At 72.9% G+C, this 8128-nt stretch carries 7 protein-coding genes and 1 pseudogene; 4 read left to right on the top strand and 4 right to left on the bottom strand.

Translation table 11 applies throughout. The features are described 5' to 3' along the window. Positions 1 to 219: pseudogene (locus HMPREF3086_RS03020) on the top strand (O-succinylbenzoate synthase); the annotation flags it as partial. Between the two features lie 251 nt (positions 220 to 470). On the opposite strand, the gene HMPREF3086_RS03025 reads toward HMPREF3086_RS03020, so the two are convergent. Together HMPREF3086_RS03025 and HMPREF3086_RS03030 are read right to left on the bottom strand one after the other, a co-directional pair. Then, positions 471 to 1427, bottom strand: a complete 957-nt coding sequence (locus HMPREF3086_RS03025; RefSeq protein ID WP_070720112.1) for a type IV toxin-antitoxin system AbiEi family antitoxin domain-containing protein — start codon at positions 1425 to 1427, stop codon at positions 471 to 473. A 242-nt stretch (positions 1428 to 1669) separates the two neighbouring features. After that, entirely contained in the window at positions 1670 to 2260 is a 591-nt protein-coding gene (locus tag HMPREF3086_RS03030) for a flavin reductase family protein (protein ID WP_070720114.1), read from the bottom strand. Between the two features lie 124 nt (positions 2261 to 2384). Here HMPREF3086_RS03030 and HMPREF3086_RS03035 point away from each other — a divergent pair, with 124 nt between their 5' ends. Next, a complete protein-coding gene (locus tag HMPREF3086_RS03035) occupies positions 2385 to 3938 on the top strand; it encodes a WS/DGAT domain-containing protein (protein WP_246830883.1) in 1554 nt (517 codons plus the stop codon). A 42-nt stretch (positions 3939 to 3980) separates the two neighbouring features. On the opposite strand, the gene HMPREF3086_RS03040 is transcribed toward HMPREF3086_RS03035, so the two are convergent. Both HMPREF3086_RS03040 and HMPREF3086_RS03045 read right to left on the bottom strand, forming a co-directional pair. Further along, complete coding sequence (locus tag HMPREF3086_RS03040; RefSeq protein WP_070720116.1) at positions 3981 to 4598, bottom strand: DinB family protein; 618 nt, start codon at positions 4596 to 4598, stop codon at positions 3981 to 3983. 43 nt (positions 4599 to 4641) lie between these two features. Next, positions 4642 to 5217 (bottom strand): DinB family protein, encoded by a 576-nt coding sequence (locus HMPREF3086_RS03045; protein ID WP_070720118.1) that lies wholly within the window; start codon positions 5215 to 5217, stop codon positions 4642 to 4644. Positions 5218 to 5336: 119 nt separating this feature from the next. On the opposite strand from HMPREF3086_RS03045, the gene HMPREF3086_RS03050 reads away from it, so the two are divergent. Continuing rightward, a complete protein-coding gene (locus HMPREF3086_RS03050; protein ID WP_070720120.1) occupies positions 5337 to 6335 on the top strand; it encodes a helix-turn-helix transcriptional regulator in 999 nt (332 codons plus the stop codon). Positions 6336 to 6345: 10 nt separating this feature from the next. After that, a partial coding sequence (menD, locus tag HMPREF3086_RS03055; protein WP_083324257.1) for a 2-succinyl-5-enolpyruvyl-6-hydroxy-3-cyclohexene-1-carboxylic-acid synthase occupies positions 6346 to 8128 on the top strand: 1783 nt, incomplete at its 3' end.

The following is an 8128-nucleotide window of genomic DNA, read 5'->3' on the forward strand; positions in this document are numbered from 1 at the left end:
TCCAGGGGCGACGACGACGACATCCCCGCCGCAGGTCTGGGCACCGGCGGGTTCTTCGTCGAGGACGTCGTCGACCCGGGGGTCTTCGCCCTGGAGGACGGGCATCTCCCGGTGCGGCAGGTGGCCCCGGACCCGGCGCGGCTGGAGGAACTGCGCATCGGCGGCGGGCGGCGCGACTGGTGGCTGGATCGCATCCGCCGCTGCCACGCTATTCTCTGAACATCCCCGTCTTCGACACACTCGCCGCACAGATCACCAGAATCGCGGCCCCGGGCCCGGTCCGCACACAGCCGCTCCTCGCCATGGCGTCTCGCGCGCACCGCGGGGTGTGCGAGACGCCATACCCGAGAGCGGCTGCAGAATTCGCGTGCATCCGCGGGAGCGAGACGCCATCGCCGGGAGCGGCTGTGGTGCGCGGCTTGGGGCGAGACGCCATGTCGGGGAGCGAGGCGCCATCCCCGGGAGCGGGATCACGCGACGCGACCCGGGCCCCGGCCGAGGGACTCCTGAAACCTCATCGCCTCGCGGATGACCGGCACGATCCGGCCGCACTGATAGTCCTCCCACTGCCACCGCCGGACGATGTTGCCCAGGGATTCGATGGCGTTCTGCCGTCTCTTCTCGTCGCGGAGCTTCTTGCGGACGTCGACCTCGTCGTCGTCGATCCCGTACTTCCCCGTCCCATCGGCCTCCCCGACGAGCCCCCACTCCTCCCAGTACATGTCGACGAAGGCCGACGTCCCGTCCGAGAGGATGAACTCGCGTTGGAGCTCGGGCATCGGCAGACCGGCGCGACTGATCATCACCCTGCTGGCCGACTCGAGGACCGACTGGGCGCCCGCGTCCGCGAACGCCACCACGGCCCGGGCCCTGGCTATGCCCACCCGGCCGGCGGCGGCCTCGAGTTCGACCGCCAGATCGGCCGGGCTGCACAATTCGCGTCGCAGCGCCTCGTCCGCCGCACACACCGCACCGGTGAAGGGACTCGTCCGCGCCACATCGACGATCGTCCGCGCCGGACTGGTGACGGGGATCCCGTCCACCTCGATCACGGCATCAGCGAGATCGAGGTTGTGGCAGATCGAGGTCTTCCCGCGTCGGCTCCCACTGCCGGGTCGATGACGGGTGGTGGTGACCCGCCGGGTGTCCATCTCGTGGACGGGCAGACCGTGGAGGACGAGCGCCGACGTATGCGACAGGGCGGTCCCGATGCCGACGCTCTTCGCCGCGGCCCTCGATCTCATCTCGAGCATCGCCTCGGCCTTGTCGGGACCGGTGGGGAGTTCCGACGCGAGCGCGTAGATGCCGTGACGGACTCGGTAGAGCTGGCCGGTGCGTTCCGCGTGCTCGCGCGCCCGGCGACTATAGCCACGGGCGAGGAGATCGGCCGCGGTGATGACGACTGGACGGGACTGGTCAGTGCTCATGGCCAGGCAGTATTGCCGTGATGGGCCGGCCGTTCCCGCCGCGGAGGCCGGTTCTACGCCCGGCCTGTGGAGAGGGCCGGGGCTGTGAGTTCCCGGGCGGCTGCTCGGCCGCGGCTGCTGAGGGGGCCGCACAACGACGGGAGCGAGACGCCGGATTCGGGAGGGAGGTGCCGGGCGGGGGAGCGGCTGTGCCGTGCGCCGCCGGTACCTGCGAGGCCCGCGATAGCTCCGCGGCTCCGGACCTACTTCCGCGGCCGCGGCAGCTCCCGCGTGCGCGGGGCGTAGCCCCACTGGTGGCGCCCGAGCCGGGAGGGTGGCAGGAGGATGTCGAAGTCGGGGAGCCCGTCGTCGGCCATGATCTCCTCGTCGACGGTCACGCTCACCACGCGACCGAGCAGCATCGCGCTGTTGCCCAGGTCGACCACGTCGTGACGCACGCACTCGAACGCGATCGGGGCCTCCGCGACCCGCGGCGGGGAGACGATGTCCGACGGATCGGGGGTCAGCCCCTGCATCTCGAACTCGTCGACCTCCGGCTCGACGGGCGCCGACGTGGCGTTCATCGTCTCCATGAGCGACTCGGTGCCGATGTTCACCACGAACTCGCCGGTCTCCATCACGTTGCGGTACGTGTCCTTGCGGCCGATAGATGTCACGGACAGGATGGCCGGATCCGTGCACGCGACAGTGAAGAACGAGTACGGCGCCAGGTTGAGCACCCCGTCAGCCGAGATGGTCGACACCCACGCGATCGGCCGCGGCGTGACCGAGGCGGTGAGCAGTGCGTAGAAGCCCTTGGCGGGTGGGTCGTCCGGCGTGTGCACGATGCGCATCCGCCCATTGTGCCGCCGGGTGCGGCCATTGCGCGGCGGTGGATGTCATCACTGCTCTAGCGTGAGCCGCGAGGCTCCCCGGGCTCGAGGGGGCGGGCACCCGGCGAGCGGGAGGAACGGAGCCATGGCGGCGACGGACGGTGCGGCGGGCCGTGCGACAGGCGGTGCGACGGGTGGTCTGACGGACGGGGTGCGGATCCCGCTGCGGGACCAGCTGTGGCTGCTCATGGACCGGCCGGACAACCTCATGTACATCAACTCGCTGATGTGGTTCTCCCGGGTGCCGGACTGGGAGGCCGTGACCGAGGCGATCCGCACCCGCATGGTCGAGACGTACCCGGTGTTCCGTCGGGTGGCCAGGCGCCGGGGCCGTCGGTGGTACTGGGTCGACGACCCCGACTTCGATCTGTCGAACCATCTGGTCCGCCGGCGCCTGCCCGAACCCGGCGGACGTGCGGAGGCCGAGGCGCACGTCGCCGAGCAGATGGGCGTCCCGCTCCCGGGCGGCAGTCCCCTGTGGCGGGTCGAGTTCATCGAGGGGTACCACCGGGACGGCGCGGAGGAGGAGGGCGCGCTCGTCCTGTTCCGCGTCCAGCACGGCGTGGTCGACGGGGTCCGGCTCACGCAGCTGGTCCTGGACCTGTGCGATCACGAGGACGACTCCCCGCCGCCCTCGGTCGGCCGCGACCTGTCGCGCCGGACGAAGGGTGTGCTCGGCGCGATGAGCGCGGTCGGAGGGGTCGGCGCCGACGTGGCCAGGGACTCGTTCGGCATCGCCCGCGGGTTGACCGGTGCGGCGCTGAGGCTCCCGGAGACACTGGGCCGACTGACCCGCGACGTGCTGGCTCCGGGACACCGACTCTCGCGCGTGCCCACGCGCGCCGTGGAATCCCTGACCGATGCCATCGGTCCGACCAATCGCATGGCCAACACGTACCGGTCGGTGTTCCGGCTGCTGTTCGAGCCGCGCTCCGCCGACCTGTCGTGGAGCGGCAGGGTCCACCGCGAGAAGAAGGTGGCGTGGGTCTCCGGTCTGGACCTCGCGGCGATCAAGGAGGTGGCGAAGTCGCACGACAGCACCGTCACCCCGGTGATGATCGCCGCCGTGTCCAAGGCGTTGACCGGGTATCTCGACGCCCGTGGAGACCGCCGTGTCTCGGATATCAACCTCATGGTCCCGGTGTCGGTGGGCTCGGGCGACGACGAGGCGGGAGAGCTGGGCAATCACATCACGCTGGTGCTCATGCGGTTGCCCTTGGGGATCGACGACCCGGAGGAGCTGCTCGGCGCGATCACCACCTCGATGACGCGCGTGCGGTACTCGCTCGAGCCGCACGTGACGTTCGCGACGATCCTCACCGTGGCCGCGGCGCCCGGGCCGGTGGCACGGCCGGTGATCGACCTGTTCGCCAACAAGACCGTCGGTCAGCTCACCTCTGTGCCGGGCCCGGTCGGCCCGGTCTCGTTGGGCGGGTCGACGGTCGACGGCATGCTCGGGTGGGTGCCGATGAGCGGCGACCAGGCTCTGGGGATCTGCATCTTCAGCTATGACGGCACGGTGACGGTCGGGATCGCCACCGACGCCGAGCTCATCCCCGAACCGGGCGAGGTCGCGAGCCGGATCGAGGAGCAGTTCGCGGAGCTCGCGGGCGGCGCCGGGGAGACTCCGCCGGCGTAGACGGCCGGCGCAGAGCCCATGGCGGCAACCGCGCCGCCCCCGTCACCACTGCGGCGCGGGCACCTCGGGATGGGCGGCGAACCACTGCCCGATGTAGGACATGTCGATCTGCTGGTCCTCGGCGATCAGCTCGTACATCGTCCGGCCGTCGATCGCCTCCCGCAGGATGTCGGCGTGACCGGAGTGTCGCGCGATCTCGTTGAGCGCGTGGAGGGCGGCCCAGCGCCCGTTGAAGGCGGGCAGCCCCGGCGGGAACCACGGCATCTCCTCGGGAACGGGGACGGGCGCGTCGAGGCCGGCCGCGCGCAGCTGGGCGAGTCCGGCCGCGCACCGCCGGTCGTACTCGGCGAGGATCTCCTCGGCGGTGGCGTCGGGGTCGACCCGGTTCACCGCCTCGGCCCAGGCGAACTGCTCGGGCAGGGACCGACCGGTCTCGGGCGCGTTCGGCGCGGCGGCGGCGCGGCCGAGCCAGCCCTCCGCGACCTCGCCGATGTGCAGGATCAGCCATCCGAGCGTCAGTTCGCTGGAGGGCAGCGGTCGTGCGCGCAGTTGGTCGGCGTCCAGGCCGTGGACGATCGACCGGGCGTTGACCAACGCGACGTCGATCCACTCGAGCAGGTTCTCGCGCTCGGTGGGGCAGGTGGCGGGGAACAGTGGCATGACGACTCCTCGGTGTGTGTGGTGGGCGGTGCGTTCGAACGGATCAGTGGGTGTGCGCGTACACGTCGCGCAGGAGGCACATCTCGGCGCCGTGGTGGATGACCTCGCGGTTGATGTGCAGGACCAGGGCGGCCATGGGGTACTCGGCCCACGGGCCCTCCGCCTCGCCGATCGGCCGGGCGAGCGCCTCGGCGTCGAGTCCCCGCACGCCGTTCATCCAGGCGGCGTAGGTGAGGTCGAGCTGGGCCAGACCGCCGGCGGCGTCGCCGGCGTAGGTGTGGGTCATGTAGTCGTGCGGGGGACCGCCGAAGTGGGAGTGCCACCGGGCGCCCAACACGCCGACGACGAGGTGGCCGATCCGCCACGCGATGGTCGTCAGCGGCGCGGGCGCGGGTTCGGGGAACTCGAAGTCGATGGTGTGGTCGCCGGCTCCGCCCTGCATCGGTGCCCGGCTGGTGCCCCGCGGACGCACGTCCCAGGTCCGCTCGTCGGGCGCGGGCGAGAAGTGGTACTCGTCGTCGGTCATCCCCTCGAGGCGCGGGCGGAGCTGGGTGGTCCAGTGTCGGTCCATCTGGTCGACGAGCTGGTCGGTCCAGTCGAGGGTGTGGGTGGCGGTCATGACTGACTCCTTGCGAGGTCGGTTGCGGACAGCGTCGCACCCCATCCGGACAGTTCCGGTCCGCTGGCCGTGGAACACTTCCGTCTGAGGGATGACGCGGCGACGAACGGGGGCTCGCGATGAGCGAGGACCGGATGCCCACCACCCAGCGCGTGTTGTGTCTGCTGGACCTGCTGCAGCGTCGGTCGGTGTGGACGGGCGAGGAGTTGGCGGCGGAGCTGGGCGTGACGACCCGCTCGGTCCGCAGGGACGTGGACCGCCTGCGGGACCTGGGCTATCCGGTGGAGTCCGAGCGCGGTGCGGGCGGCGGCTTCCGGCTGGGATCGGGTCGTCGCCTGCCGCCGCTGCTGCTCGACGACAGGGAGGCGGTGGCCGTCGCGATCGCACTGCGTCTGGCGGCCGGCGGCGCGGTGGCGGGGGTCGGGGAGCACGCCCTGCGCGCGCTGACCAAGCTGGACCAGGTGATGCCCGGCCGCCTGCGGGAGCGGGTCGCCGACGTCACCGAGTCGATGGTCGCGGTCGCCGGCGCGGACACCCCGGTGGAGCCGGGTCTGCTGCTCGACCTTGGACATGCGGTGCGGGGCACGGAGCAGGTGCGGCTCGACTACCGCGACCGCGCGGGGCGGGAGACCGAGCGGCGGGTGGAGCCGTACCGGATCGTCGTGCTGGGCCGGCGCTGGTACCTGCTGTGCTTTGATCTCGAGCGCGCGGACTGGCGCACGTTCCGGCTGGACCGGATCCGCGCGGTGCACCGCAGCCGGTGGCGCTTCACGCCGCGCGCCGACGTGCCGGACCCGGCGGCGCACGTCCAGCACGCGGTCACCGGGGCGCCCTACCCGCACGTGGCGCGGGTGACGGTGTTCGCGCCCTCGGAGGAGGTGGTCGAGCTGTTCCCGCCCATGTACGCCACGGTCACCGAGCTGCGCCCCGCGGAGCACCCGGACGGCCCGGCGTGTCGGCTGGAGGCCGGGGCGGCCGACCTCGACGTGCTGGCGTGGTACCTCGCCAGGCTGCCGGGTGAGTTCGTCGTGGAGTCGCCGGAGGCGTTGCGCGAGACGCTGGCGGCGATGGGTGGGCGGCTCACGGATGCGGCGGGGCGGTCGACCTCGCCCGACTAGGCTGGGGGCGATGACTGCCACGCCGAGCAACCCCAGTACCGCGCAGGCCCGTGTCCTGGTGGACGAGATGGTCCGCCACGGGATCACCGACGCGGTCCTGTGCCCGGGTTCGCGCAGCGCCCCACTGGCCCTGGCGTTGGCCGCGGCGGAGCGGGCCGGTCGGATCGCGTTGCACGTGCGGATCGACGAGCGCGGTGCCGGGTTCACGGCGCTAGGACTCGCGCTGGGCTCGAAGCGGCCGGTCCCCGTCGTCGTCACCTCGGGCACCGCGGTCGCCAATCTCCATCCGGCGATGGTCGAGGCCGCCCACTCCGGGGTGCCGGTGCTGGCGCTCACGGCCAACCGTCCGCCGGAGCTGCGGGGGACCGGCGCCAACCAGACCATCGACCAGGTGGGGCTTTTCGGGCCGCACGCCCGCGCGGTGATCGAGCTCGGCGCGGCCGGCGACCCCGTCACCGAGCACCGCCACTGGCGCTCCGCGATCGGCCGCGCGATCCTCACCGCCACCGCGGCCGCGGACCCGGGCCCGGTGCAGGTGGACATCGCGTTCCGCGAGCCGCTGGTGCCGGGCGAGGGCGACGAGGAGTTCGTCCTCGGTGGCGGCCCAGGGGGGTACGACGACGACGAGGTGGACCCCGGCGACGGCTCCCGCGGTCTGCCGGAGGGGCGCCCGGGCGGTCGTCCGTGGGTGCAGCGGGCGGGCGCGGGGGTCGACTCGGCTCCCGCCGCCTCGGCGGTGGCGGTGGACCTCACGCGGCCCACGTTGGTGGTCTCGGGCGTCGGGGCGGCGCCGGTCTCCGGGCTGGTGGGCGTCCCGACGGTCGCGGAGCCCGGCGCGCCGGTCCCGCTGCATCCGGTGCACCCGCTGGCGATCCCGTCGCTGCGGCCCGAGCAGGTGGTGGTCACCGGCCGGCCGACGCTGCACCGCTCCGTGACGCGGTTGCTGGCCGATCCGGAGGTCGACCTGGTGATACTCGACGCGGGCCCGCGCTCGCCCAATCCCACGGGCAGCGCCGCCGAGCTCGCCGACTCCGTGCTCACCGGCTGGGGGGTCGAGCGGTCGTGGACCGAGACCACCGCCCGTGCCGACGCCCACGCCCGCGCGGCCGTCGACAGGCTGCTCGACGAGCACCTGGACGCGGGCGCCCCGACGGGCCTGCACGTGGCCCGCGCCGTGGCCTGCGGCGTGCGGGCCGGGGACAACCTCGTGGTGGGCGCCTCCAACGCCGTGCGGGACCTGTCCTTCGTGGGGCCGATCGACCCCGACGTGTCCGTGTACGCCAACCGCGGCGCCTCGGGGATCGACGGGACGGTGTCCACGGCGATCGGTGTCGCGCTGTCGGCGCCCGGTCGGACCGTGGCGCTGCTGGGTGACCTCACGTTCCTGCACGACATCTCGGGGCTGCTGCTCGGACCCCGTGAGCGCCACCCGTCGGATCTGCTCATCGTGGTGGCCGACGACGACGGTGGCGGCATCTTCTCCCTGCTCGAGCAGGGCGATCCGCGGCTGGCCGCCGACTTCGAGCGGGTCTTCGGCACCCCGCACGGCGCGAACCTGGGCGCGCTCTGCGCGGGCGCCGGGGTGCCGTTCACCGACACCGATCCCGCGGGGCTCGAGGCGATCCTCGCGCAGCCGTCGGTCCCGGTCGCGCACCACGACATCGTGCCGGAGGGCCCGCGCGTGGTGCGGGTGGGCACCGACCGGCAGGGTCTGCGCGAGTTGCACGCGGCCCTGCGCTCAGAGGCCGTGGAGCCCGGCACGGCGGGGTCCGCGACGTCCGCCCGCGGGCCCG

The sequence above is a fragment of the Dietzia sp. HMSC21D01 genome (genome assembly GCF_001815995.1).
Lineage (GTDB): Bacteria > Actinomycetota > Actinomycetes > Mycobacteriales > Mycobacteriaceae > Dietzia > Dietzia cinnamea.

Coding starts and splice junctions, on each gene's coding strand:
- HMPREF3086_RS03025 (WP_070720112.1), bottom strand. CDS start 1,427: ATGAGCACTGACCAGTCCCGTCCAGTCGTCATCACCGCGGCCGATCTC.
- HMPREF3086_RS03030 (WP_070720114.1), bottom strand. CDS start 2,260: ATGCGCATCGTGCACACGCCGGACGACCCACCCGCCAAGGGCTTCTAC.
- HMPREF3086_RS03035 (WP_246830883.1), top strand. CDS start 2,385: ATGGCGGCGACGGACGGTGCGGCGGGCCGTGCGACAGGCGGTGCGACG.
- HMPREF3086_RS03040 (WP_070720116.1), bottom strand. CDS start 4,598: ATGCCACTGTTCCCCGCCACCTGCCCCACCGAGCGCGAGAACCTGCTC.
- HMPREF3086_RS03045 (WP_070720118.1), bottom strand. CDS start 5,217: ATGACCGCCACCCACACCCTCGACTGGACCGACCAGCTCGTCGACCAG.
- HMPREF3086_RS03050 (WP_070720120.1), top strand. CDS start 5,337: ATGAGCGAGGACCGGATGCCCACCACCCAGCGCGTGTTGTGTCTGCTG.